We start from the raw sequence: 22,880 nt of genomic DNA, 5'->3' as shown, positions 1-22,880 counted from the left end.
TAGATTAAATCTGAACTCAACAGGGGCTTGTAGCTTAGTTGGATAGAGTGCATGGCTACGAACCATGAGGTCGGGGGTTCGAATCCCTCCAAGCCCATTTAAAAACGTTATAAGCTGTGAGTTCTGAGTTCTGAGTTTTGAGTTTTGAATTAAGAAATTAATTCAACTCACGATTTAAAACTCAGAACTTTTTTAATTTGTACCTTTTACAGAAAACTCACTCTTTGTGGAACAGGCATCTTGCCTGTTTTTCAGAATGCTGCGCGGGAACAAAAACCCGGTTTCTGCCTCAATATCTGTCGCATAGATTCAGAATTTTTGGGAGAAACCGGGTTTTTTGGTAAGTCCCCTGATTGCCTCTTCCTTCTTGCTTCTGTTATAAGCTGTTCTACATTTAAACTGTGTGTCAAAAATCAATAAAACTCTTGTGGGACGGGCTTCTAGCCTGTCCAGATTTTCCAATTTAAATGCGTAACAGCTTATCATCGATTCAAAGCATAAACATCTTTGCCTCGACCGATCGCAAATTTCATCGAATTAGACAAGCCCTTGCTAGACTGAGTAATAAAAACCAGCAAAGCCAAACCAGCGAGTCCAGCCGCAAAACCAAACATATTTCTGTAGCCAACTTGTTCAGCCACAAAGCCTAAAGTCGGCCCCGCAATCGCAATACCCAAATCAAATCCGCCAATACAAAGCGAAAACAAGCGGCCCCTTTCATGAGGTTCGCACCTGTCCGACATCAGCGTTACCATCATCGGCAAAACCGTACCGCCCGCGCAACCTTCAACCAAAGCTGCTATTAAAAAAGCACTGCTGTTGTTAGCAAAATACAACAATAGCATAGATACGGCATAACAGATTAAGCCGCCAGAAATAAACAAGCCGCGGCCGTATTTGTCCGAAGCCCTTCCCGTGACCAACCGTATGCCGAAACTGGCGATAGCCGCCGTAGAATAAAATAATCCCGGATTCAAATTAGCCTTAGTTTCTTGGATAAACAAAGGCATAAAAGTGCTCAAAGTTCCAAATACTAAACCAACCACCAATAACACTAAAGCCGGAATCCGCACTCTCGGATTCCACAGCATTTCCCAGTATTTTTGGCTATTTTTGTCCTCCGCTAGCGAGCCCGATTTGGTTAAATCTGCAAAATTAGGTTCCGCAATTTGGCAGGTAAAAAATACCGCCGTTGCAGCGAAAGCCACCGACATCGCAAACAAAGGAGTATAACCAACCCAAGCTTGCACAAATCCGCCAATAGCCGGCCCAACTGCTAGACCAATAGGATTCACCAAGCTCATGTTACCGATTAATTCGCCCCGCTTTCCTGGCGGCGACAAATCTGTTACCAAAGCGCTGTAAGCTGTAGTAAAAGCGGCGATACTAATGCCGTGAAAAACGCGAATAAGTAAGAGTAAGGGGATAGATTGAGCTAACAGGTAGCCCAAAGGGGCGATCGCAGCAACTGACGCACCTAGAAGCAAAACTTGTTTTCGCCCCCTGCTGTCGGCTATTTTGCCCAATTGTGGCCTCGATAGCAAAAGTCCGATCGCAAATGCACCCATCACAAAACCAATTTGCTGTTTTGTGCCGCCCACATATTGAACGTACAACGGCAAAGTTGGCAGTAGCGAAGCCAAACTCGACCAGAATAGCAGGCCTGCGGTGAATAAAATCAGTAAGCTGCGTCTGGGTTGGGGATCGATTTCCCTAAAAATATTCAAGATGCTAATTCCCTTTAAATCTTCCGAGTACACTCAAAGTAAGTTCGAGTGTCTCTATCATTGTGTTACAATTTCTTAAGATTTGCACCAAAAAAGTTGAAATTCGACTCACTGTCAACTGTCAACTGTCAACTGTCAACCGTCAACTGTCAAAAAAGAGCATTCTTACCAATCAACCTCAGCCCTTTCCTCCACCACCCGTTCATAAACCCACTGGGTTTCTATCGCCAACTTAGGCCAACTAAACCGGCGTTCCAAATCCTGATAAGCATTGTCAACCAACCACTGCGCGTAACCCGGATTTTTCAAAACCTCCAAAATTCCCCAGGCCAAAGAATCCCGATTGTTTGCCTCAGTAACAACGCCAGTTTTAGTGTGCAACACCACCTCTGGAAGTCCGCCCGCATCCGAAACCACCACAGGCACTCTTGCAGCAAAGCTTTCTAACGCTACAATCCCAAAAGGTTCGTAAAGACTGGGGAAAACCGCGCAGTCAGCCACCGTCTGGAATTTGTCGAGATGTTCCTCAAACATGAAGCCTGTAAAATAACACTTATTCCAAATTCCTAAATGCCAAGCCAACTGTTTTAGATGGTCTGTATTGCCGCCGCCAACAATTACAATTTTCGCTTCCCCCCCCATTTCCCAAATTACTTTAGGTGCAGCATTTAGAAATACAGCAATGCCTTTTTCGTAGCTAATTCTTCCTACATAATATACTATTTTTTCGTCGTCTGTCGCAAACTGTCGGCGGAAGTTCATCGCGTCAAATTCGTGCCAGCGCGGTTTTTTCTCCGACCTAATTCCGTTGTAAATTACCTCTATTTTGTTCCACGGAGTCGATAGTACCCGTTCGGCTTCCCGCCGCATATAATCACTGCAAACAATTACTCGCCAAGCGTTGTAAGCGAGGTCGTTTTCCTTGGTGTTAATGTAGCGCTGCCCTTCATTGTGGATGCCGTTGAAGCGCCCGTATTCGGTGGCGTGGATGGTGGCAATTAGCGGTACTTTAAAGGTATGCTTGAGGGCGATCGCCGCATCTCCCACTAACCAATCGTGAGCGTGGATGATATCAAAAGGGCCTTCCTCAAGCATCAGTTTCCCGCCTTGGTGGCCCATGCTTTGGTTGAGGTTCGCCACCCAGTGAAAAAAGTCCCTAGCGTGCCCCACCACCACCCGATGCACACGTATTCCTTCCACCACTTCGTACATCGGCGCGTGGCCGAACTCTACTGTAATTAAGTGAATTTCGTGTCCCAGCTTCACCAATTCTGGATATAGTTCCGATACGTGGCGGGCGATACCGCCTACGATTCTGGGAGGAAACTCCCATGCCAATACCAAAATTTTCATCTTTCTCCCCTCCAAAGCTTTTATATATCTTAATGTTTAGGATTAACAGACTTATTGTATAATTATCAACCTTAATTTTGAGTTGAACGCAAGTTGATGCCCAATGCCTGACTTTTGGCAGCAACAAAGACAGAAAATCATGCCTCAACCGGGTTTTTGCATGAAATTGCTCGATCGCCATTACCTGAAAAAAACAGGTTTCCTCAAGATTTGAGCCACTGAGGGCAGCAATGGCGATCGTGGCTACCAGCTTACCCTTTCTTCAAAATCGGCTCCAATTCGCCGCGAAAACGGGTCCAAGCAGCAGCCGATGCAGAATTAGAAACAGCACCCTGACGCATCAAAATCGCACCGTCTTCAAAGCCAACAATTCCGTACTCTCCAGATTTGGACATTCGATCGATCGCCGGTACGATCTCCCGCAACTGTCCCCGTTCCGTGCGAAACGCAGCCTGATACTGCTGCAACTGCCAGAGATCGGCAATTACATATTGCATCTTCACTGCCTGCCCCGCATCATTGCGGAGTTCCAACATCGGAAACCTGAGAATTTCCCGCCTGCTTGACAAAATCGGCACAATAGTATTCGTCGCTGCCACGCTAGCATCCGCAGGAATTTGAGCCAATAGCGGCCGCACTTGCAAAACGTGCTGCCATTGTCTGACGAGAGGAACCTGCACCCAAGGATCGATCGCATCGGGCAAAATCAAAGAAAAAGTCCGATTTGGGTTAGAAGTGAAGGTAAAAAATAGCGACAAACAGATGCAAAACGCCCAAAAGCGGCGAAACTTTGAAGACGAAGGCAGAGGAAATAAAGCAGAAGGAAAACGCAAAAACATTTTTTCCTCTCTCACCATTCTATCTTCTTCCTTTTGACGCTGGGCCCACCACAGAATTGCCCCATAAAAAAGCCCTGGAACCACAGTCATCGCATAGCGAATATTAATCGCCAGCACCGACTCTCCTTTCGCTAAAAATAGCTTCAGCAGCGGAAATCCAGCTATCATCCAAGAGGCAGGCGCGAAAGCGGGAACCAAAGCTAATGGCAACCACTGGCCAAGGAGGTATCTAATCTTAGCAAAAAACGGCGTAAATAATTGAGCCACCAACCGTCCGGGATTGCTCACCATTCCCCAAATAATTTCTAGAGTAGAAGCTTCATCTCCCTCGGCATATTGACCGAAGCGCTCCATCATAAACCGCTGGGATATATCAGCAGAAAACAAAGGCATAATCAGATTGGTCAGGACGATCATATAACCAAAACTGAGTATGCAGACAGCCAAACCAGTCCGAGGGTAGCGCCGGCTCAAAATCAGGTAAACTCCGACGCCAAATAAAACAACTCCCCCATCTTCTCGCACGGCCAAAATTAAAGTTGCCAGAATCCCAAACAATGGCCACCAGCGCTTCTCCATCGCCAGCAGCAAGCCAAAGACATACAGCGGAATTTGACAAACATCGTGAAAATTGCCCATAGTCGGGCCGATGACCGCGTTAGCGCAGTAATAGCTCACAACAATTGTCGCCGACAGCCTCGGTTCCAGATAGTGTCTGGCGAGAGCATAGAGCACTCCTCCAGCCGCCGTAATTAAAGTCACCTGCAACACAGTCAAAGTGACGGGCGAGGGAAACAGCGAGTAAATTGGCAGCCAGAGCATCAGCGCCGGGGTGAAATGCTGCCCCAACCGGTAGTAAGATACCTCCGGGAGCTGGTTTTGGTGAACGACATTAGTGGACAACGCCGAAGAGAGGGAACTCTCAAACAAGTGACCCCGAGTGCCGTTCCAAAAAAGTTGATTGAAAATGCCTTGGTCGTAAGTAGCGTAAAAGCTGTAGTAGCGGTGCAGCGTCAGCAACAGGCACAGCACAAAAAAGGCGGCCGCCACTTGAACCACCACCCGCAGCGACTCATTTTTCTTCCATCTCAAAAATATCATCTGCCCGCTTGTAATGAAATTATCGGACAATAGCATAAATCTAAAGTAAGTATTAAATTAAAGTAGAAGTGAAATAACTCGGCTCGGCAATGCTCAATTATTTTCACCCGATCGAAAAGCTCAACAGCGTCCATCCAACACCAGACAGCAGCGATACCGACTGTTCTCCCGAACAGCCGGCCAATTCCGCACCGCTTTTACAGCTTTTGCTGTTTGTAGACAAGCGTCCCTCTTCCAGGGAACAGACCAGACACATCCGCAAGTCCCTAAAGGATTTGAAGGCAGAGTGGGACTTTGAGCTTCAAATCATCGATGTAGGAGAACAGCCCGATTTAGCCGAACACTTTAAACTTGTAGCCACACCCTCGCTGCTCAAAATTCATCCCGATCCGCGACAAACTCTCGCCGGCAGCAATTTGATCGCCCAACTCGAACACTGGTGGCCCCGCTGGAAGCGTTCTGTAGAGGAATACGCAGCTCAACAACAGTCGGCCCCAGCTATTCCTGGAACCCTTACTGACTCAAAACCCATCTATTCCGTTGCTTGCGCGGCCGAACTTGTGCAGCTTTCTGATGAAGTTTTTCGCCTCAAACAGGAAAAAGAACACCTGCAAGAGCAGTTGCAGTTGAAAGACCGGATTATTGCGATGCTAGCTCACGACTTGCGTAATCCCTTGACAGCCGCATCTTTGGCTTTGGAGACTTTGGAGTCAAGTCAGAAGGTGAAAGAGGGGGAAAAGTCGCGTTTGACACCGAGTCTGGCGGCTCATTTGATGAAACAAGCCCGCCGCCAAATCCGAATTGTCGATCGTATGATTACAGATATCCTGCAAGCAGCCCGGGGTACAAACGCTCAACTCCACATTGAACCAAAAAGAATCGAACTGGGGGCGATTTGTCAAGATGTAATCCTGCAGTTTCAAGACAAATTTCAGGCGAAAAGTCTGAACTTAGAAACAGACATTCCCGCAGATTTACCCTTGGTTTATGCCGATCCCGATCGCATCAAACAAGTCATAGTCAACCTGCTGGACAACGCCAGCAAGTACACGCCAGACCGAGGAACTGTTAATCTTTCAATTCTCCACCGCACCGCTTACAAAGTTCAAGTCAGCATTTGCAACAGCGGGCCGGGAATTCCTGAAGAAGATTGCGCGAGCATTTTTGAAGACAGCTTTCGCTTGCAGCGAGATAAATCAACCGACGGTTACGGCATTGGACTGTCTCTGTGTCAAGGCATCATCCGCGCCCACTACGGTCAAATTTGGGTAGACTCTGTACCCGATAGAGGCAGTTGTTTTCACTTTACTCTGCCCGTCCAAAAATAAAAGTTAGCTGTCAGTTGTCAGTTGTCAGTTGTCAGTTGTCCGTTGTCAGTTGTCAGTTGTCAGTTGTCAGTTGTCAGTTGTCCGTTGTCAGTTGTCAGTTGTCAGTTGTCAGTTGTCCGTTGTCAGTTGTCAGTTGTCAGTTGTCAGTTGTCAGTTGTCCGTTGTCAGTTGTCAGTTGTCAGTTGTCCGTTGTCAGTTGTCCGTTGTCCGTTGTCAGTTGTCAGTTGTCCGTTGTCAGTTGTCAGTTGTCCGTTGTCCGTTGTCAGTTGTCCGTTGTCAGTTGTCCGTTGTCCGTTGTCCGTTGTCAGTTGTCCGTTGTCAGTTGCAACCGAATTTGATATTACAGCAACCGCGCCCGACGGTTAGGACGTTCTTAATTCCTAAAACCCTTGCGGAAGATTGCTTATTGCTTCTTATTTCTGGTATACAGCTCAAATTTTCCGCAGTGCAGCAATAATCTGTGCGTTTGCCTTGGGAAAAGTAAATTGGTCAATTTCATCGAGTGTCACCCAGCGAATTTCATCGCACTCGATCGTTTGCGGTTCCCCGCTGACGTGGCGGCAGTGGTGCACGTATAGTCTAACTGTAAATTTAGTGTAGTCGTGGTCAATTGTAATCAAGCGATCGCCAACTTCTACGACAATCCCCAACTCCTCCATAATTTCCCGTTTTATGCAAGCTTCGATCGTTTCCCCCGGCTCTATTTTACCGCCCGGAAACTCCCAGAAACCCCCGTGCAGTCCATGTTGTCGGCGCTTGTCAATCAAAATTTGTTGGCGATCGTTCCAGATTGCAGCAACGCCGATAACTTTGTGGGCAACAGGAGAAACAGACATATTAATTAGGAATGGGGAATGGGGAATGGGGAATTGGGAATGTAAGAATAATATCAATAATTATTCAATTATTTAATCTAAAATCAACCCTCTAAAATCTAAAATCTAAAATCTAAAATCTAAAATATTAAGCCCCCATCTTGCGAGGGGGGGCTTGACACTTGGCTCACTTAAATGTTAAGAATCTACTAATCATCCGAGCCATGTCTCTCACTGGCTTGTATCGACTTTTCAAAAGTCATTCGCTGTTCGGCATTTTTCAGAAAATAACCGCTAATCATAGCCGAGGCGAGCAATCTACCCAAATGTTCGCGACTGGTAGTGACTGTCACCCCGAAGTGTTCCGAAGGCAAATTCCCCAATAGTCCAACAATATTTCGTTCCATTACTTGAAACACTTCGTGAGAAGTCGGCTTAGACAACTGAGAAACTGTGTCGGGAGCCATTGACTGCACGTATTGCCATAATAAGTTGGCATTTTCTCCGTCTTCTTCAAAGAATTCTGGGGATTTATTAGATGAGTTGCTCACGAGTACCTCCGTTTCAGAAACAGCTTGTTATGTTAGACGCGGGCGGTTAAATTAAATAACCCTTATCTGATGGCTGCTGATCTTTATTACTAAGTAATTACTAATGTAGCAGGACAGTCATAGCAACCAAGTGGGCACAACCGAATTAAAAGCGGCGGTTTTTACGATTTTAGATTGGGGATTGCAAGTGGGGGGGACCCGATCGCCAATCCCCAATCTAGCTAGCTGGCTAGATAATCGTTGATATCTTGCTTGCGCTTGCGGAGTTTGGTCAAAGCTTCCCGTTCTATTTGCCGCACTCGTTCCCGACTGATGTTGAGACGATCGCCTATTTTGGCCAAAGTTAGGGTTTGCCCGTCTTCTAAACCGAACCGCAACGCGAGCACTTCTCGCTGTTGCTGAGTCAGTTCCGCCATTAGGTGGTCTAAGTCAGTCCGCAGGGAAGATTGCAGGGCAAAATCTTCCGGGGTAGTACCCGTATCTTCCAACAAATCGCCCAACTCTGTATCTTGATTGTCTCCCACGCGCAAGTCCAGGGAAAGTGGCAGGCGCGCCCGATCGAGATATTCGCGAATCTGTTTGGGAGTCAATTCTAGCTCTGATGCCAATTCAGCAGCCGTGGCCGCGCGGCCGAGCTGTTGAGCAAGTTGGCGCTGAGCCTTTTTAATTTTGTTGAGCTTTTCGGTGATGTGGATCGGCAAGCGGATGGTGCGGCCTTTTTCGGCGATCGCCCGAGTAATTGCCTGACGAATCCACCAATAAGCATAAGTAGAAAATCTGTAGCCCTTAGTCGGGTCAAATTTTTCTACTCCCCGCTGCATCCCGATCGTGCCTTCCTGAATTAGATCCAGTAAATCTACGTTGCGCTTGATATATTTTTTGGCAACAGAGACTACCAGGCGGAGATTCGCTTCCACCATTTGGCGCTTTGCCCTTTCCCCCTGCTCGATCGTCCGCTGCAACTGTGCCTCAGACAGCCCAACTGCCTGTGCCCATTCAGCCGCCGTCGGGTCGCGGCCTAACTCTTCGGCTAAAATATTTTTCTCCTGATGCAGTGCGGTTGAGCGCTGTACCTGTTTCCCGTAGAGTATTTCTTGCTCATGGGTCAACAAGGGAACGCGGCCGATTTCCCGCAAGTAAGCGCGAACAGAATCTGTATCTGAGGACTTAAGAGTTTTCATGAGCTTTTCCCGCTGAGGATCTGTGCCTCTAAAGGTTTGCGGTAGTCGCAAACCCCTAGCTTTAGCTGGGAAGGAAAGCGGGCGGGGACTTGCGCTTTCCTTCCTTTTAAAGAGGCTTAATTTTATGGTAGCTAGCTACTACTCCCAGTCAGCACCGTCTCAGGTTAGGTTTTGGTTGGGGCGAGCACAATACTACGTTATGTTAAGAATCTTAACATTTGTGAGAGCACTTGACTACACTTCTTCATATTTATTTCATGCCAGCCTGGACTGTTGATACGAGAGCAATTGCTTTCCTGGCTTTACAGTTTGCATCAATATAAACAAAATCGGCCAAATCTCAGAGGGGGAGAGGGGCACAGGGGGATATGGGGCACGGCTGTTTCATTATCTTGTAGGGGCTGCCCCCCGTGGCTGCCCTGAATATGAAGTTACAGATATTGATGAACCCGCCCCAACAGATAATGACTAATGACTCATGACTAATAACTAATGACCGAAAACATCCAGGAGACAAGCCCCCGGATTCATCCGTCCAGAAATAAAAAACCTGTATCGGATAAACTGGCCCCCGAATTTATCCGTGGGCTCAATGCTTCAATCTAAAATCTAAAATCTAAAATCTAAAATCGATTGACTTCTTTGCCGTTGAGCTTCGTACAAGATGAGGGCTGCGGCGATCGACACATTTAAAGATTCTACGCCACGACTCAGGGGAATTTGGATTTGTCGATCGGCCAAACTCCTCAATTCTTCCGACAAACCAGAGCCTTCGTTGCCCAAAACTATCAGAGTGGGCACTCGCAAATCTACTTCCCAATAACTTAAACTTGCCCCGGCGACGGTTGCTAAAATTTGCATTCCTCCATTTTTATACGCAGAGACTTCGGCGGTTAAATCTGGACTGACTGCCATTGGCAGCTTAAACCAAGCTCCTGCTGAGGCGCGGAGCACTTTGGGATGGTCTAAATCGGCGCACTCAGCGCTCAGCAGCAAACCGTCGGCATTAGCAGCCGCAGCCGTGCGGACGATCGCCCCCAAGTTGCCGGGATCTTGGATTGTTTCTAGGGCTATTCCTAAAGTTGACAATTTTGCGGGATCTGTTGCGGTGCGGGGTGCGGTGGCGACAATGCCGTCGGGTTGGACTGTAGTGGCGATCGACTCTAACACTTTTGCACTTACTAATTCTGTGCGATCGGCTAAATTACCAACTTGCTGCCAAAGTTCCCCGTGCTGATCCAGCCATTCGGGAGTGCAGCAAACCGTTGCTAGCGGGTATTTGGCAGCGCAAGCTTCTTCGAGCAAGTGCGTCCCTTCGAGTAAAAATAATTGTTGTTCCCTGCGTCCCTTCGAGCTGTGCAGCTTGCGAATTTCTTTAACTAGGGGGTTTTGAATACTTGTCAGCATTGTTTAATTCAGCAGAGCGAATGGGGTTATTGCCGGTATCGGGTTAACCCCAAACTTCCTTCTGCCTTGGGAATGCGGAACCCGGGACTTGAACCCGGAAGGCTTGCACCACATGAACCTGAATCATGCGCGTCTACCAATTCCGCCAGTTCCGCATCGGTCACGAATTACTACTCTGCCATATGTTCGCGAATATGTCAAGTGTTTTGGGGAATTTATTTTTTTTCTGGGCTGCGAGTAATAGGGAGAACTTTGAGATCCCCCCTATCCACCCTGCTTAATTAAGGGGGGCTAGGGGGATCTCCAAATTAATATTACACCTTTTTTGAAGCCCTTCTTTTCCACCACAAACCCATTCCAGCAGCCACAAATGTACCAACAGCAGTCATCGGTTCCGGTACAGGTTCATACTCATAAATTGCACTAACTGTAGTGTTAGCCACAACCTTACCCCCAAAACTACCTCTAGCCGGACTCCCCAGAATTTGAGTCAAACCAGTTGTCGCCACGCCTGCAGTAAAAGTATCACCATCGCAGCCAGTTAAAGCACTTAAAAACTGCGGCAAATCATAACTCTTCGACACAGTACCAGAAGCCGAACCGCTAACACTTCCCGTACCGCCACTAGCAATCCTCGTTTCCGGCGGGCTCGCTAACACACTTAAAGTCAAATTAGGGTCAACTTTCAACAGCGGAATATTCACAGCAATACTTGCATTAGTCGCCGCCGTCCCCATAAAATCTCCCGTCAAAGGAGTAATGCTAACACTGTTATTAACAGTAGATTTAACCGTAACATAAGCCCTTAATAGTGTTCCTAACAGCGAATTAAACTTGGGTAAAACTACATTCGTGCTGCTATTTAACGGCTGCGAACCCAAATTCACAGTGTAAGTTTGAGTAAGAGTTGCCGCTTGTGCAGAAAAACATTGACTGACAACTGCAAAACTCAAACTTCCGCTAACAATTCCCAACTTTTGAAAAACATTCATTTCGATAAACTCCTACAATAATAAAGTTGCATTTTGTGGCACGGGCGTCTCGCCCGTTAGGTTAATCGTGGCACGGGCGTCCCGCCGGTGATTAATCTGCGGTTAAAAACTCCAAACCCGCAAAACCCAATTACCCAGCAAGGACGCTAGATAACTCAAAACCCAAACAGTATAAAGTATACTCAAAGGCGCGTAAGCCGCCAAAATCCATTGCGTTTCCGCTGCTTCCTCCATCTCCTCCCTCCGCAACAAATCCACATAAAAATCAAACGACCTTTGTCGCAGATTGTTAATGCCAGTTCCAGCTACTAACAAATAATAACCGTCAAATCTATTCAACGGATTTAAATTAATTGCCACTGTCAGCAAGGCGGCCACCATCAACAAATAACTAATTTGATGCCAAACCGGATTTGACTGAGAAAACAGCCACATCCAAACAGCAAATGCCCAAATTGTCACTTGGATTAATACTCCGGCGGCTACTACTAACACCCGCTGTTTGCGCCTGACTAAACTGTATTGATCTGTTGTATCTGTGTAACATCCGGGGATGAGACACATAAACAGCAATCCAATTTCTTTAACTATGCCGCCGTAGTGTTTGAGCGTGAAAGCATGACCTAGTTCGTGCCAAGCTATTACCAGCATTGTCAGCAAGACCAATTGGAAAATAGTCTCATTTTTTCCGGCTATCCACAACTGCTGATGTGAGGCTGCGATTTCGGCAGAGGAAGCCAACCACACTGCTACAGAGGAAGCGATGAAAGCGCACAGAAAAAAGCCAAATTCCCACGTCCACATCCAGCGTAATTTGTCGATGTGCTGCGATAGCCAAACATCTGGATTGACTAGGGGAATTGTGAAGGATAGCAGGTTAAATTTGGCTTTCGGTGGCTTGGTTCCTTCTAGCATTCCTGCTTGTGCTAAGTCTCTCAAGAGATTGTGCACGTCTTCTAAATCGAGGTTGTATTCAGCGAGAATATTAGTTATTGGCTGTTGGCTTAATTGCAAAATTACCTGTTTGTCAAAGTCGTCTACTTGAATACAGGTAATGTCTTCGGGATTGCGAAGTATCCAATAACCGTCGGGATGAGGTATCCACTGCACCGCTGATTTTAGTTGCATGGTTGGGCAGAAGGAAGAAGGAAGAAGGAAGAAGGAAGAAGGAAGAAGGAAGAAGGAAGAAGGAAGAAGAAAGAAGGAAGAAGGAAGAAGGAAGAAGGAAGAAGGAAGAAGGAATTACGCGTTTTAGGCCGAAACTCGATCCCCCCTAGCCCCCCTTAAGAAGGGGGGGACAAGAGTGTTCGTAAATTCTCCCAAAATATCGGGGGGGACAAGAGTGTTCGTAAATTCTCCCAAAATATCGGGGGGGATAAGAGTGTTCGTCAAGTCTCCCAAAATATCGGGGGGGGATAAGAGTGTTCCTAAAGTCTCCCAAAATATCGGGGGGATAAGAGTGTTCCTAAAGTCTCCCAAAATATCGGGGGGGGATAAGAGTGTTCGTCAAGTCTCCCAAAACATCGGGGAGAACAAGAGAATTTACTCAAAGTCCCCCTTCTTAAGGGGGATTTAGGGGGATCTGGACTTTTGGATCGACCACGGGGAACTGTGGTTGAGTTTTATTAAATTGTCATGGATCGATCGCCATATTCTCTTTTTTAGCTCTCTCCTCTGGGTTTTTGAGCATTTCGAGCCGGTCTAAGTCTTCCTGAAAACGGAAAGTTTAAGGGCTGAGTTTTCCCCTGTTTTAATGAAGCAGGGAAGTATTCAAGTATTTTGTGAAGAAGCTTTAGTGATATTTGTTTGGGCTTTAGACTTTAATCCAAATTTCACGTTGTTATTCATATTATCAGAAATCAGAAAAAAAGCAAGTGTATGTTCTAACTATTTTAGGAGTTACGCATTTTTCACCTGTCATTGTGTGGGAAACGAGCGTGTAGCGGATGTTTCTGGTTGAGGCGGGGATTGCTATCCCAAAAAGTTTACACAAACTTTACGATCGCACATATAACTTGGGTGTATGATAATCGTGAAGAAGCAAAAAATCATATAGATTACGCATTAACAAAGTATTTGTCCGATCGCCCGCCTGACCGTTAGCAAAGGGCGGCAGATGTGAAGCGATCGCCCATTCAGAAAATTTGTTAAGTTTGCGTGAATTCTCAAATAAACAGAAATTTTTGACGATTATTGAAAAATCCTTGTCAACAAAGGATTTTGGTTGAATGTCTGAAGGCATTTAATTAAGTTCTTGCGATCGAATTCATATTAATCAGGGTGCAAAAGTTATGGGTTGGCTAAATTTTGGTGGCAAAAAACGCAAACAGGCTCAAGGTTTTGGGGATTCAAGTAAAACAAAGAGTCGGAAACGACCGAAAAGTTTTATATTAGAAAAAATTGTGAGTCCGAGTGTGGGGGTTGGGGGTTGGCTGCACGAGTTTGACTACTTGCATCAGTTATTGGGTTTTTTGTCGCTGTCGGATTTAGATTTACCTAATTTCTTGGCTGATAGCGGTGTTTGCCCGATCGACCCTTCTGGAGCACCAACTAACAATTTACCGCCGCTGATTGATTTTGACCCGCTGGGTCTGTACCATGATGGGATTGCCACTCAAACCCCTTACAATCCGGGCGGTGCGTTTGAGACTTTGCCGATTGCTGTAATTCCTGTCGATCCGCAGTCGCCGAATCCTAACAATCCGAATGCAATTCGTCAATTGCTAGATTTTCCTTTGGTATCTCAGCCGTTGGTGGGGTCGATTGATACTGGTGTGAGTGCGGATAGTCCTTATTTGAATTACGCGAATATTAAGAAGGGCCGCGATTATGTCGGCGGGGATGACAATCCGTTGCTGAAGCCTGGGGAAGGTAGCGAGCACGGTACTTTTATGTTGGGGATTATTGATGCGATTAATAAGACTGCGCCGAAGTGGGTGGGAAGGGCGATCGATTCTGGGAGATGGGCTGATTCTTTGGTAGAGTTTGTGGATGCTGCGAAGGCTTCTGGACAGAAAAATGCGATCGCGAATCTCAGTTTGGATTTGACTCAGAAGAATCCTGACGGGAGTGTGACAACGCGCTATGAGTTGACTCCAGCAGAACGTAAGGCGTTAGAATATGCGCGGCAAAATGGAGTTTTGCTGGTAGCGGCGGCTGGTAACGACGGCGGTGTGATGTCGGTTTTGGGTCAAGCTTCGCAGGAATTTGATAATATTTTTACTGTTGGGGCTGGGGATATTAACGGGCGATCGATCTATTCTAGTTATGGCCGCGGTTTGGATATTGTGGCGGATGGGGGCACGACTGAACACCCCGGTTTATCGACGGTGGGAAATGATTTGGGCACGATGGCGGGGACTTCGGTAGCGACTGCGAAAGTTGCGGGGGCGGCTTCTTTGGTTTGGGCGGCAAATCCTGCTTTGAACTATCGCCAAGTGATGGAGATTTTGAAGTCTACGGCGAGGGATTTGGGGCCGTCTGGGTGGGATGATGAGACGGGTTTTGGGTTTTTGAATACGTTGGCGGCGGTGGATTTGGCGAAGAAGACGATGGCGGAGGTTTATCAGCCTACTCCGTGGGTGACGCCGGATACTTGGAGTGGGGAAGGGAAAGTAACGCCGGAGGAACGGGCGGCGCAAGGTGGAACATCGTTTAATACAGCACCCTTGCAACTGTCACCTAATTTCACAGATAGTGGCATAGTTAGTCCGGCTCAACCGGCACTCTATCATACATTTACGGTAACTGAGCCTGGGTATTTCCGCTACACGGTTAATCCAACGAATGGCAGTACCAAATTGCCTCTTGTCAGTGTAGTAAAAGCTGATGGCAAACCGGGTGGTTTTGAATTTATACCGGGCGAGCCTTCAGGCGTTTTTAACTCCGTGGGTGTTACTATTGGCGATGAAACTTTCGGTTCAACGAAAGTGCAAACTCCTACTTCTAAGACAGCAGCCGTATTTCTTGATGCAGGAACTTATGCAGTTAAGGTGGCTTCTGGACAGGATACTAGCATTAAGAATTATGGCTTAACTACTGAATTGATTCCCGATCGCTCTTCTGCGTTTTCGGGTTCGGCTCAGTTTAGAATCCCACTCCAAAATAATATCAGTGGGATGTTTACGTCTGCGCCCACTTCTCCAGAATTGAATGTACCAGCAGTCAGTAATCAGTCTTATCAATATGGAATCGAGGTAAACGACCCTGTTAAGTTCACCTTAAATTCGCAATCAAATATCGGTTATGCCGAGATAGAAATTAGGAAAGTTGTGGGTTCAGGAGAGCAGTGGGAGTCAATTACCACATACTCAACTGATGGAAGTCAGCCGATCGACCTAAATCTAAATTTGAACAAAGGACGATATAAGATTTATGTCAAGACAACAGTACCATTAAAGGGTTCCGTTACTCCACTTGTCACTGACCCCGATGGAAGTCTAGCTACAGCTCGAAATATTGGTACGTTAAGCAGTAATCAGATAAAGTTTTCTGATTCAATTGGCGGTAGTGATAAAAGTGATTTCTACCGATTTGATGTTAGTCAACCGAGCGAAGTAGCTCTTTACCTTAAGAGGTTACAAGGCAATTCGGATATTAAACTACTGGATGCTCAAGGCAAAGAAATTGATAAAACATACAATCCCAGTGGTACAAATCCGTCTGACGTTATATTTAATACGGTCAATCCTGGCACATACTATGTACAGGTTTTTTCCAGCAACAATGCGAATGCTAACTACGAACTTAAACTAGACGCGACTCCAGTTGCTAGTTCTGGAACGCCTCAGTCTGGGGGTTCATCTGTCAGTATTGGCGCGTCTCCTGTACCCAATACAGGTGGCGGATCTGTGAGTATTGGCGCGTCTCCTGTACCCAATACAGGTGGCGGATCTGTCAATATTGGCCCGTCTCCTGTGAAGCCACCAGTTGCACCTCAACCTGGTCAAGGAGGAGTACCTCTGAATGCGGGAAATTTTCAATACACAGCCATAAGTAATGGTGTCACAACCCACTACTACACCAATGGCTATCTGACTATTCAACCGACTGGGTATAAGACGTGGTATGGTAAGGGTTCTAGCTCTTCAGTTGCTACAGTTCAAACACTTGGAAAACCAACGCAAGTTATACCCGATGCAAATCGGCAGTTGGGTGAATTTATTGGCAGATATGAATACAAAGGTCGCCTGCGTACAGGAGATAATACTGACGGCTACTATTTCGCAGTAAAAGACCGCAGTTTGCTAAATTTTGCTCTCAGGAATTTGGGTGCCGATGCTAGTTTAAAACTTTATAAAGTAAACCCAAATGCAAGCAAGTCCTTGATAAGAGAAGCCCCAGCAGCGGGTCAAGGATTTGACAAATTATGGTCAGAAACTCTCGACACTGGCAACTATTATGTGGAAGTCAACAAGGGAAGTGCCACTGCGGATACTGATTACACAATGGTACTAAATCTGGCGAAGACTTTGAATGATGCCAATCAGAATAATTTTAATAGCCAGCCTAATCCATTTTTGGGAACTTTCACGGGTCGGACTGTGATTAGTGGAAATTTAAGCAGCAGCAATCCAGCTAAAAAATCAAGTACGAATGCGTATGACAATGACCGCTACCGCTTGAATATTAATAATTTGGGCAGTCAGTCTCCTAACATTTTACGGCTCGGTTTGAATGATTTAGCTCCTAACACCACAGCTAAAGTAGTTGTGTATGATGGCAACAATCAACCAGTGAAAGAACAGCTATTTTATCCCGGTCAAAATAGTCCCCTTGAAGTTTCGGGATTAGCAGAAGGGCCTTATTTTGTCGGAGTGGAACAGGTTCAAGGCGATACTCCTTACAATCTTGCGGTACAGCTTGACCAAGCGGGTGAAGATTGGAGCAGGGTTCGCAATTTAGGTGATTTGACGGGTCAGCGAAAAGAATATGAGGACTTTGTAGGAGCAACCCGCGATGGTTCAGACTATTACAAGTTTACGATTAAAGACTCTCGCTTGTTACAGCTTGCTCCTCGGTTATTTGATAGTGATAATCCGGCTGGTGTAAAAGTAGAGTTGTATGATGCCAATAAGCAATTGGTAGGTTCACAGACTTTTACAGCGACTAACCCAATATACAGCAAAGAGTTAGCTCAGGGTGACTATTATGTGAAAGTGGTTCCGGCGAGTGCAAATGATACGAACTACCGCTTGGTGGTGAATCTAACAGCACCGGGGATAGTTAATACTGGAAATGTTACCTACAGCTATAATAACCCATTATTTCCTGACTCTTCTAGCAGCAGTGGTGGAAGTAATGTTATTCCTCCTGCTAATAATCAACCTCAGTCAAATAATAACCCAGCAATTAACCTTGCTAATTTCAAGGGTTGGGCTATGCCCAATATCGGTGTTGCTTTACGTAATAGTCCTCACACTAATGATAAAAATGGTGAAGCTATTCCTTATGGGACTTCGTTAAACTTTGATGCTTGGACGTATGGGGATACGGTTGTTGATTATAAGTTGGGAACACCTAATAATAGCTGGTTTAGAATAGCTAAAACAAATTATTGGGTGCCGAGTGCTTATATTTCTGGTACTCCTAATGGATTACCGGGTAATCAGCAACCTAATAGTGCAAATAACTCTTATTCACCTATTCCAGGTGTCATACCACCTCCCGTTGTCACTATCGGTACAGTTAGGAATGCCACAGACGGTAGCACCAATGTTGACCCTGGAAAAAACATTAGTTTTTCAGTGGAGTCTAATACTGAAGATATGATTTTCTATATTGGCGATCGAGCCGTCAAAGCCAAGGAGGTTACTGATAATGGCGAAAAGTACATCGTTACGCTTCAGATTCCTAACAATATGCAATCTGGTAATTATCTAGTTACGGTACTTGCTAAAAATCAAGCTGGTTTGACTCAGACTTTTGAAAGCAATAATGCTATTAATGTCAAATTTGGTCAATTTGGTCAAGTAGTGATCGGTGGTGTAAATAATCAAACACCACCTTTAGTTGGAGCTGACTCTCCGTCTATTCCTGGTGAAAAAGTTGAAGAGCCACTCCCAGACCCATCCAAAGATTTCAGTGGAGTGAAAGGTATTAAAAATTTCGGAATAGATAGGCTAAAAAGTAGATATTTAACTAATGGCTCTCAACTTTTGAGCTTTGATGTTTTGAATTTCGGATATGCTGATGGAGTTATTGAAGTTTATAATGCGAAGAATGAGTTAGTAGAAATTAGAGGATTTGATGGGGCAAAACCTCCAGTTGGGGTTGTTGACTTTTCCCTTGAAGCTCTAGAAAAATTATACAAAACTCTTTTTAATGGATATTCTTGGGGTGATCCTAGAAAAACAGAGGCTTTTGAAACAACAGAAGTCAGAAATGTAGTAATTCCACCAGGCGGATCATTAAAGATTACGAAGTCTAGTGAAAGTGCATTAGTTTATAATTTAATGACTTTTGGCTTAGATTTATTCTTTAATAACATGGCACCAGAAGATCTGAATTTTCAACAACAAATTTTTTCAAAACTTGCAGAAGAGAAGGTTCGGGATCTGGTCAAGCCTGACTCTTTTACAGATAACGCTCAAACTCTATTGTCTTTATTAAGTGGGAGTTGGGTTAATAATATTAATCCTGAAGTTGTTGATAAAATAATCAGAATTATAATAGCTACTTTGAGCGAAAAAACCTTCGAGTATATTCTGAAAAAAGCTGCTACATCTAAAGCATTGAAACAAGCAGAGGATCTCATATTTGCGGGTGTTAAGTTAGAGACTTTAAAAAAATGGGTAGAAGGAATTAATCAAGGGAATAATATGTTTTTACAAATCCTTGATGTTGTTCGCTCTCAACAAGGCAATGCTTCATTTTATTTAAACGCTAACGGAGTAACAAGCACTCCAAAACCTTAAGCAACAAAAAGCTTTGTCCATAAAGGTTTTAGATAAGGTTTTGGAGAGAGACGTGAGTGTATGAATGGGGATAGAGAGAGCGATCGATCTTTTGGGATGGAAAGGTCGATCGCTCTTTTGGCAAGGAAAGGTCGATCGCTTTTTTTACGAATCGCGCGATCGATCGATATTGAGTCAACTTTTCCATAGTACAATTAAATTATGTTGCCTAATATTTTATCCGATCGCCTCGATCGCATCGGGCCACCCATTCAACTCCCCTCCCCTCATGTCCCTTTCAGGGGTAGGTTTTTAAAATTTAAGCCGTAGAAAAGTGAGAACGGCTTGGCCAAGGTTCAGGAATAAAGCTACCAATCGGTAAAGGTTTGCCCAACAGCAAAGCTACTAAAATCGCTAAAAAACCGCGCCGGAAGCAACTTAAAAGACGGGGGGAAGTTTTTGACGTGGTGGTTCGCAATCTAGCTACATGGTGAGGCGACAAAGACTGCAAATCATTTTTAGGCAAATTGCTGTCAACTTCACCCCCAACACTCACTAACCAGAGAGTCGCTACAGCAATCGCTAACCACAGCCGCTCAGCGCGAGCTGGGTCAGTCATTTTGGTCTGATGCCATTGCCAACCCCCGCGTTTAGTATCTTTAAAACCACACTCAATCCAAGCTCGCATTCCATACCAACAACTTGTAGCCATCTCAGGAGACAAATCCGTCACAATTAACCAAGGGTCAGCATAGCCGACATCCCAACGGGCGATTAAAGTACATTTAATTGGCTTGTTTTTGAAACAAGTCACCCGGCCACACCAAGGCAGACTTCCCGGCTCTGAAACGGCTGTCTTCAAAGGGCGAAAATCCGACTGGCCCTCGGGACGAAATTGACCGCCTAGATTAACTCGTAAATAAGGATGCCATTCTAGTTCGACAATTTTGTCGTACAACCAGTCAGCATAGAGTCCTCGGTCAGCCGCTACAATGACCTTCCAATCTGAGGGGATACAACCCATGAAAACATCAAATAATTGCAGCCAGTAAGGCTGCCAAGCTCCTTTGGCAGTAGCTTCAACAATTTTCCAGGCCACTGGAATCGCACAACCTCGATACAAAACACTGATTGCTAAGACTGTGAAGCGTTGCCCCAAAGTGGTGGCATCCATCGCCAAGAAAAGCTGCTTATTCTCAGTGTCTTGCCACAGGCTTAAAATCCACTGCAACAGCGGGACAAAGCTTTGTGTAACGTCCAATTCTTGGCGACATTTTCCCGTTTTATCTTTTTTTCCCCAATACCATTCTCTCAATCGCTGCCGCATGGTGTTCTCTTTTGTCTCTAACAGATTCGCCAAAAAAGTGGCGACAGTGGTTAGGCCACAAGACTGCACCATTGCCATACCAAAGCTCCACATAGCTAAAACTCTGGCTTGCGGCTTGCTCAAATGAGGGAGTTTCCCCGCGACAAATCCTATCCAATTTTTTAAACTCTTTGGCGTACTCATAGGGTTTGCTCAGGTTGAGAATAGCTCCGGAGCTGTGTAAAACTCACTGTTTCTATACTATCCAATCCGGTGTCATCATTAAAAACCTACCCATGAAAGCCCTCATGTCCCCCCCTTCTTAAGGGGGGCTAGGGGGGATCTGGTCTCAACAATCACCCTCAATCAAACCCAACAACTCCCCACAAACCCCCTCAAAACTCTGCAACACCTCAACATTCGTAAACCTGACAACCTTCAATCCATACCCTGTAAAATCCCGGTTCTTTCTGCATCATATAGTTTCCCTTCTTCCGTAAAATGACTCTCCCCATCAATCTCAATTACTAACAGTAAAGCCGCACAATAAAAATCTACGATAAAATTGTCGGTCGGGCGCTGTCTCAAAACTCGAAAAGGGAAATTTCTCAGAAAATCCTGCCACAGTTTTTTTTCCGCAGGAGTTGGATTTTTCCGCAGTTGTTTGGCGATGGGGATGAGTTTTGGGTTGTATGGTAGGTGGAAGTTGGAGTCGTTTAGTTTTGGCATGATGCCGGTACGATCACCCCTAACCCCCCTTAAGAAGGGGGGGATAAGATGTTAATGGAAATTATAGGTGATGGGGCGATATTTAGGGAATAGTTTCAGAATTAGTTTATCTCAAACCATGTCTACTTGACAACTAGGGCGATCTTTTGGGGATAGGGAAAGGTCGATCGCTCTTTTGTTATGAGTCAAAAAGTGCGATCTATCTTGCTGTTTTCGTCAATATTTAAATTATAGTTTTGGGGCGAGATTTAAGAAATAATTTCAGACATTGACTGAAAAATTAGCAGCCTCAGCATCGTTAATTGCCTGCCTCAACCGCACCAAACGCCTTTGTCTGCTGTCATTTTCCAACTGCATTGTAATGTCTTCTAATTCCAGAGTCGCTGCTTCCATTGCTAAACGACTGCGGCGCAAATTAGCCAATAATCTCTTGGCTGTTTCAGGATTGGGAATACGCGGTTGGCTAGTCATGGCAAATTCCACTCCGTTTTCACTTCTTGAATACTCCGTTCCATTGCCGGAATTTCGATTTGGATGCGTTCAATAGATTGGTTTACTAAGTTTAGCATATCAACCGAAATTGTGGGTTGAGACTCAGCTATGCGTAACTGAAAATTAGACAGCCGATTAAACCAGGGTGTAGCACGTTCAGCCACACTTTTCAGTTCATCCAGAAATGGTATCGTATCACTCGTTTCTCCAAAAAGTTCAAATAGAGTCAATTCTGCTGCTGTTGCTGCGTCAACAATATCTAGCAACTGGCGTTTCAAATTCCAGATAATTTCCGCAAGTTCGTTGGGGAATTTTGCCATACTTGCACGCTCCTCATAACTCGTCAATCATTGTAATTATAAACGATCGTGCAGTCCGCGTGCGAAGCTATCCCATAGGAAATCGCTTTTTGGGGATATGGAAAGGGATCTCGGTCTTGTGGATGGACAGGGGCGATCGCTCTTTGGGGCTGTGAGTGCGATCGCACTTCAACTCATTCTATTCTTCTACATTCTCAAATTCATCCATTTGCAATGTATACTGCAATGCTACCTGTAATCTTGATACATAATCTGCTGAAAGAGTGCCCAATTTTTTGATTAATCGCTCTCTATCGATGGCTACTATTTGATAGCAAAGCACGACTGAATCTTGTGTTAAACCACCTTCACCAGTCGGTAAAATAATTGTCCCCGGTATTTGAGCATCGTCGCAGATTACTTGTTATGGTAATTACTACTACTGTTGTAGTAAAGCGGTCTAATGTATCTCGCTGTACAATAATGACTGGTCTAATTCCTGCTTGTTCTGACCCTCTAGAAGGATTCAAATCTGCCAAATAAATATCTCCTAGCATCAGATTTTATCCTGTTGCTGAAGTCGAGGCAGATAATCACTTAAGGCGACTTCTGCAAAAGCTAAATCCTCGGCGGCAAACTCAGCTTTTAGTATCGCAGCTTCTTCATCAGAAATGTCATCCCATTCTCGAAATAATTGTTTTTTATTAGCAGATTTTTGAAGTAGATATTTTTGAGTAGCTTGCTGTTTGTCAGCCAGATATTTCCAGATTACGCGCTCGAGTTCCTGTAACTCTAAAACTTCCAGCATTTCAAGCTGATTAACAATTTGTTTGAGGATTGCCTGTGACATAGGTTTTCACTTTTT

General features: G+C 45.2%; 23 protein-coding genes and 2 tRNA genes. 6 read left to right on the top strand and 19 right to left on the bottom strand.

The annotated features are described in order from the left end of the window. Nucleotides 1-23 precede the first annotated feature (23 nt). Nucleotides 24-97: transfer RNA gene (locus QUB12_RS08845), tRNA-Arg, on the top strand. A 385-nt stretch (nt 98-482) separates the two neighbouring features. Here QUB12_RS08845 and QUB12_RS08840 read toward each other — a convergent pair. From QUB12_RS08840 to QUB12_RS08830, 3 genes are all read right to left on the bottom strand, one after another. Beyond that, nucleotides 483-1,727 (bottom strand): MFS transporter, encoded by a 1,245-nt coding sequence (locus tag QUB12_RS08840; protein WP_333144821.1) that lies wholly within the window; start codon nt 1,725-1,727, stop codon nt 483-485. Nucleotides 1,728-1,892: 165 nt separating this feature from the next. Further along, nucleotides 1,893-3,080 (bottom strand): glycosyltransferase family 4 protein, encoded by a 1,188-nt coding sequence (locus tag QUB12_RS08835; RefSeq protein ID WP_333306412.1) that lies wholly within the window; start codon nt 3,078-3,080, stop codon nt 1,893-1,895. Nucleotides 3,081-3,331: 251 nt separating this feature from the next. Continuing rightward, complete coding sequence (locus tag QUB12_RS08830) at nt 3,332-5,056, bottom strand: DUF2079 domain-containing protein (RefSeq protein WP_333306410.1); 1,725 nt, start codon at nt 5,054-5,056, stop codon at nt 3,332-3,334. Nucleotides 5,057-5,109: 53 nt separating this feature from the next. Here QUB12_RS08830 and QUB12_RS08825 point away from each other — a divergent pair, with 53 nt between their 5' ends. Beyond that, on the top strand, nt 5,110-6,348 hold the full coding sequence (locus QUB12_RS08825; protein WP_333306408.1) for a histidine kinase: 1,239 nt from the start codon (nt 5,110-5,112) through the stop codon (nt 6,346-6,348). A 164-nt stretch (nt 6,349-6,512) separates the two neighbouring features. On the opposite strand, the gene QUB12_RS37535 is transcribed toward QUB12_RS08825, so the two are convergent. From QUB12_RS37535 to QUB12_RS08790, 8 genes are all read right to left on the bottom strand, one after another. Then, entirely contained in the window at nt 6,513-6,689 is a 177-nt protein-coding gene (locus tag QUB12_RS37535; protein WP_445252073.1) for a hypothetical protein, read from the bottom strand. A gap of 90 nt (nt 6,690-6,779) precedes the next feature. Continuing rightward, a complete protein-coding gene (gene mutT / locus QUB12_RS08820) occupies nt 6,780-7,184 on the bottom strand; it encodes an 8-oxo-dGTP diphosphatase MutT (protein ID WP_333144817.1) in 405 nt (134 codons plus the stop codon). Between the two features lie 188 nt (nt 7,185-7,372). Next, nucleotides 7,373-7,714, bottom strand: coding sequence for a DUF760 domain-containing protein (locus tag QUB12_RS08815; protein ID WP_172187001.1), 342 nt, complete (start codon nt 7,712-7,714; stop codon nt 7,373-7,375). Nucleotides 7,715-7,935: 221 nt separating this feature from the next. After that, the gene (locus QUB12_RS08810) at nt 7,936-8,895 is read right to left on the bottom strand and encodes an RNA polymerase sigma factor, RpoD/SigA family (RefSeq protein WP_333106022.1); all 960 of its coding nucleotides are present in this window, start codon (nt 8,893-8,895) and stop codon (nt 7,936-7,938) included. 609 nt (nt 8,896-9,504) lie between these two features. Beyond that, a complete protein-coding gene (locus QUB12_RS08805) occupies nt 9,505-10,302 on the bottom strand; it encodes an RNA methyltransferase (RefSeq protein ID WP_333144816.1) in 798 nt (265 codons plus the stop codon). A 73-nt stretch (nt 10,303-10,375) separates the two neighbouring features. Then, a tRNA-Leu gene (locus QUB12_RS08800) sits at nt 10,376-10,457 on the bottom strand. A 159-nt stretch (nt 10,458-10,616) separates the two neighbouring features. Continuing rightward, nucleotides 10,617-11,294, bottom strand: coding sequence for a PEP-CTERM sorting domain-containing protein (locus tag QUB12_RS08795; RefSeq protein ID WP_333144815.1), 678 nt, complete (start codon nt 11,292-11,294; stop codon nt 10,617-10,619). Nucleotides 11,295-11,396: 102 nt separating this feature from the next. Further along, nucleotides 11,397-12,422: a site-2 protease family protein gene (locus QUB12_RS08790; RefSeq protein WP_333144814.1), complete on the bottom strand. Its 1,026-nt coding sequence runs from the start codon at nt 12,420-12,422 to the stop codon at nt 11,397-11,399. Between QUB12_RS08790 and QUB12_RS08785 the strand changes: the two genes are divergently transcribed. Beyond that, nucleotides 12,421-12,549, top strand: coding sequence for a hypothetical protein (locus QUB12_RS08785; RefSeq protein WP_333300927.1), 129 nt, complete (start codon nt 12,421-12,423; stop codon nt 12,547-12,549). The two genes, QUB12_RS08790 and QUB12_RS08785, sit on opposite strands and share 2 nt — an antisense overlap. Before the next feature lie 741 nt (nt 12,550-13,290). Here QUB12_RS08785 and QUB12_RS08780 read toward each other — a convergent pair. Continuing rightward, nucleotides 13,291-13,536 (bottom strand): hypothetical protein, encoded by a 246-nt coding sequence (locus QUB12_RS08780; RefSeq protein WP_333144812.1) that lies wholly within the window; start codon nt 13,534-13,536, stop codon nt 13,291-13,293. A 49-nt stretch (nt 13,537-13,585) separates the two neighbouring features. Between QUB12_RS08780 and QUB12_RS08775 the strand changes: the two genes are divergently transcribed. Continuing rightward, on the top strand, nt 13,586-19,210 hold the full coding sequence (locus QUB12_RS08775; RefSeq protein ID WP_333306406.1) for a S8 family serine peptidase: 5,625 nt from the start codon (nt 13,586-13,588) through the stop codon (nt 19,208-19,210). A 64-nt stretch (nt 19,211-19,274) separates the two neighbouring features. Beyond that, nucleotides 19,275-19,505, top strand: coding sequence for a hypothetical protein (locus QUB12_RS08770; RefSeq protein ID WP_333306404.1), 231 nt, complete (start codon nt 19,275-19,277; stop codon nt 19,503-19,505). Nucleotides 19,506-19,508: 3 nt separating this feature from the next. Here QUB12_RS08770 and QUB12_RS08765 read toward each other — a convergent pair whose 3' ends face one another. The 4 genes from QUB12_RS08765 to QUB12_RS08750 form a co-directional block, all read right to left on the bottom strand. Beyond that, nucleotides 19,509-20,699: a transposase gene (locus QUB12_RS08765; RefSeq protein ID WP_333306402.1), complete on the bottom strand. Its 1,191-nt coding sequence runs from the start codon at nt 20,697-20,699 to the stop codon at nt 19,509-19,511. A 234-nt stretch (nt 20,700-20,933) separates the two neighbouring features. Continuing rightward, on the bottom strand, nt 20,934-21,224 hold the full coding sequence (locus QUB12_RS08760) for an endonuclease domain-containing protein (RefSeq protein ID WP_333306400.1): 291 nt from the start codon (nt 21,222-21,224) through the stop codon (nt 20,934-20,936). Nucleotides 21,225-21,485: 261 nt separating this feature from the next. After that, on the bottom strand, nt 21,486-21,695 hold the full coding sequence (locus QUB12_RS08755; RefSeq protein WP_333058272.1) for a hypothetical protein: 210 nt from the start codon (nt 21,693-21,695) through the stop codon (nt 21,486-21,488). Next, nucleotides 21,692-22,036, bottom strand: coding sequence for a hypothetical protein (locus QUB12_RS08750; RefSeq protein WP_333144809.1), 345 nt, complete (start codon nt 22,034-22,036; stop codon nt 21,692-21,694). Before QUB12_RS08750 ends, QUB12_RS08755 begins: the two co-directional genes overlap by 4 nt. Nucleotides 22,037-22,133: 97 nt before the next feature. Between QUB12_RS08750 and QUB12_RS08745 the strand changes: the two genes are divergently transcribed. Further along, complete coding sequence (locus tag QUB12_RS08745; protein ID WP_333144808.1) at nt 22,134-22,274, top strand: hypothetical protein; 141 nt, start codon at nt 22,134-22,136, stop codon at nt 22,272-22,274. Here the strand turns inward: QUB12_RS08745 and QUB12_RS37530 are convergent. Genes QUB12_RS37530 through QUB12_RS08740 form a run of 3 tightly spaced genes read right to left on the bottom strand, consistent with a single transcriptional unit; the run spans nt 22,215 to nt 22,865 of the window. Beyond that, nucleotides 22,215-22,358, bottom strand: a complete 144-nt coding sequence (locus tag QUB12_RS37530; protein WP_445252072.1) for a type II toxin-antitoxin system PemK/MazF family toxin — start codon at nt 22,356-22,358, stop codon at nt 22,215-22,217. The two genes, QUB12_RS08745 and QUB12_RS37530, sit on opposite strands and share 60 nt — an antisense overlap. A gap of 25 nt (nt 22,359-22,383) precedes the next feature. Continuing rightward, nucleotides 22,384-22,572 carry a type II toxin-antitoxin system PemK/MazF family toxin gene (locus QUB12_RS37525; RefSeq protein WP_333410395.1) on the bottom strand — a complete coding sequence of 63 codons (189 nt, stop codon included), beginning with the start codon at nt 22,570-22,572 and terminating at the stop codon, nt 22,384-22,386. Then, a complete protein-coding gene (locus QUB12_RS08740) occupies nt 22,572-22,865 on the bottom strand; it encodes a hypothetical protein (protein ID WP_333058269.1) in 294 nt (97 codons plus the stop codon). The genes QUB12_RS37525 and QUB12_RS08740 overlap by 1 nt, the downstream gene beginning before the upstream one ends. Nucleotides 22,866-22,880 lie beyond the last annotated feature (15 nt).

The sequence above is a fragment of the Microcoleus sp. B7-D4 genome, from assembly GCF_036705125.1.
Classification (GTDB): domain Bacteria; phylum Cyanobacteriota; class Cyanobacteriia; order Cyanobacteriales; family Microcoleaceae; genus Microcoleus.
Note: the sequence above shows the minus strand (reverse complement) of the source record. Positions and strands in the feature narration are given on the sequence as shown.

Excerpts from the sequence above, each read along its gene's own strand:
- QUB12_RS08835 (WP_333306412.1), bottom strand. The coding sequence starts at position 3,080 with ATGAAAATTTTGGTATTGGCATGGGAGTTTCCTCCCAGAATCGTAGGC.
- QUB12_RS08830 (WP_333306410.1), bottom strand. The coding sequence starts at position 5,056 with ATGCTATTGTCCGATAATTTCATTACAAGCGGGCAGATGATATTTTTG.
- QUB12_RS08825 (WP_333306408.1), top strand. The coding sequence starts at position 5,110 with ATGCTCAATTATTTTCACCCGATCGAAAAGCTCAACAGCGTCCATCCA.
- mutT (WP_333144817.1), bottom strand. The coding sequence starts at position 7,184 with ATGTCTGTTTCTCCTGTTGCCCACAAAGTTATCGGCGTTGCTGCAATC.
- QUB12_RS08810 (WP_333106022.1), bottom strand. The coding sequence starts at position 8,895 with ATGAAAACTCTTAAGTCCTCAGATACAGATTCTGTTCGCGCTTACTTG.
- QUB12_RS08805 (WP_333144816.1), bottom strand. The coding sequence starts at position 10,302 with ATGCTGACAAGTATTCAAAACCCCCTAGTTAAAGAAATTCGCAAGCTG.
- QUB12_RS08795 (WP_333144815.1), bottom strand. The coding sequence starts at position 11,294 with ATGAATGTTTTTCAAAAGTTGGGAATTGTTAGCGGAAGTTTGAGTTTT.
- QUB12_RS08785 (WP_333300927.1), top strand. The coding sequence starts at position 12,421 with ATGGTTGGGCAGAAGGAAGAAGGAAGAAGGAAGAAGGAAGAAGGAAGA.
- QUB12_RS08790 (WP_333144814.1), bottom strand. The coding sequence starts at position 12,422 with ATGCAACTAAAATCAGCGGTGCAGTGGATACCTCATCCCGACGGTTAT.
- QUB12_RS08780 (WP_333144812.1), bottom strand. The coding sequence starts at position 13,536 with ATGCCTTCAGACATTCAACCAAAATCCTTTGTTGACAAGGATTTTTCA.
- QUB12_RS08775 (WP_333306406.1), top strand. The coding sequence starts at position 13,586 with ATGGGTTGGCTAAATTTTGGTGGCAAAAAACGCAAACAGGCTCAAGGT.
- QUB12_RS08770 (WP_333306404.1), top strand. The coding sequence starts at position 19,275 with ATGGGGATAGAGAGAGCGATCGATCTTTTGGGATGGAAAGGTCGATCG.
- QUB12_RS08765 (WP_333306402.1), bottom strand. The coding sequence starts at position 20,699 with ATGAGTACGCCAAAGAGTTTAAAAAATTGGATAGGATTTGTCGCGGGG.
- QUB12_RS08760 (WP_333306400.1), bottom strand. The coding sequence starts at position 21,224 with ATGCCAAAACTAAACGACTCCAACTTCCACCTACCATACAACCCAAAA.
- QUB12_RS08755 (WP_333058272.1), bottom strand. The coding sequence starts at position 21,695 with ATGACTAGCCAACCGCGTATTCCCAATCCTGAAACAGCCAAGAGATTA.
- QUB12_RS08750 (WP_333144809.1), bottom strand. The coding sequence starts at position 22,036 with ATGGCAAAATTCCCCAACGAACTTGCGGAAATTATCTGGAATTTGAAA.
- QUB12_RS08745 (WP_333144808.1), top strand. The coding sequence starts at position 22,134 with ATGGAAAGGGATCTCGGTCTTGTGGATGGACAGGGGCGATCGCTCTTT.
- QUB12_RS37525 (WP_333410395.1), bottom strand. The coding sequence starts at position 22,572 with ATGCTAGGAGATATTTATTTGGCAGATTTGAATCCTTCTAGAGGGTCA.
- QUB12_RS08740 (WP_333058269.1), bottom strand. The coding sequence starts at position 22,865 with ATGTCACAGGCAATCCTCAAACAAATTGTTAATCAGCTTGAAATGCTG.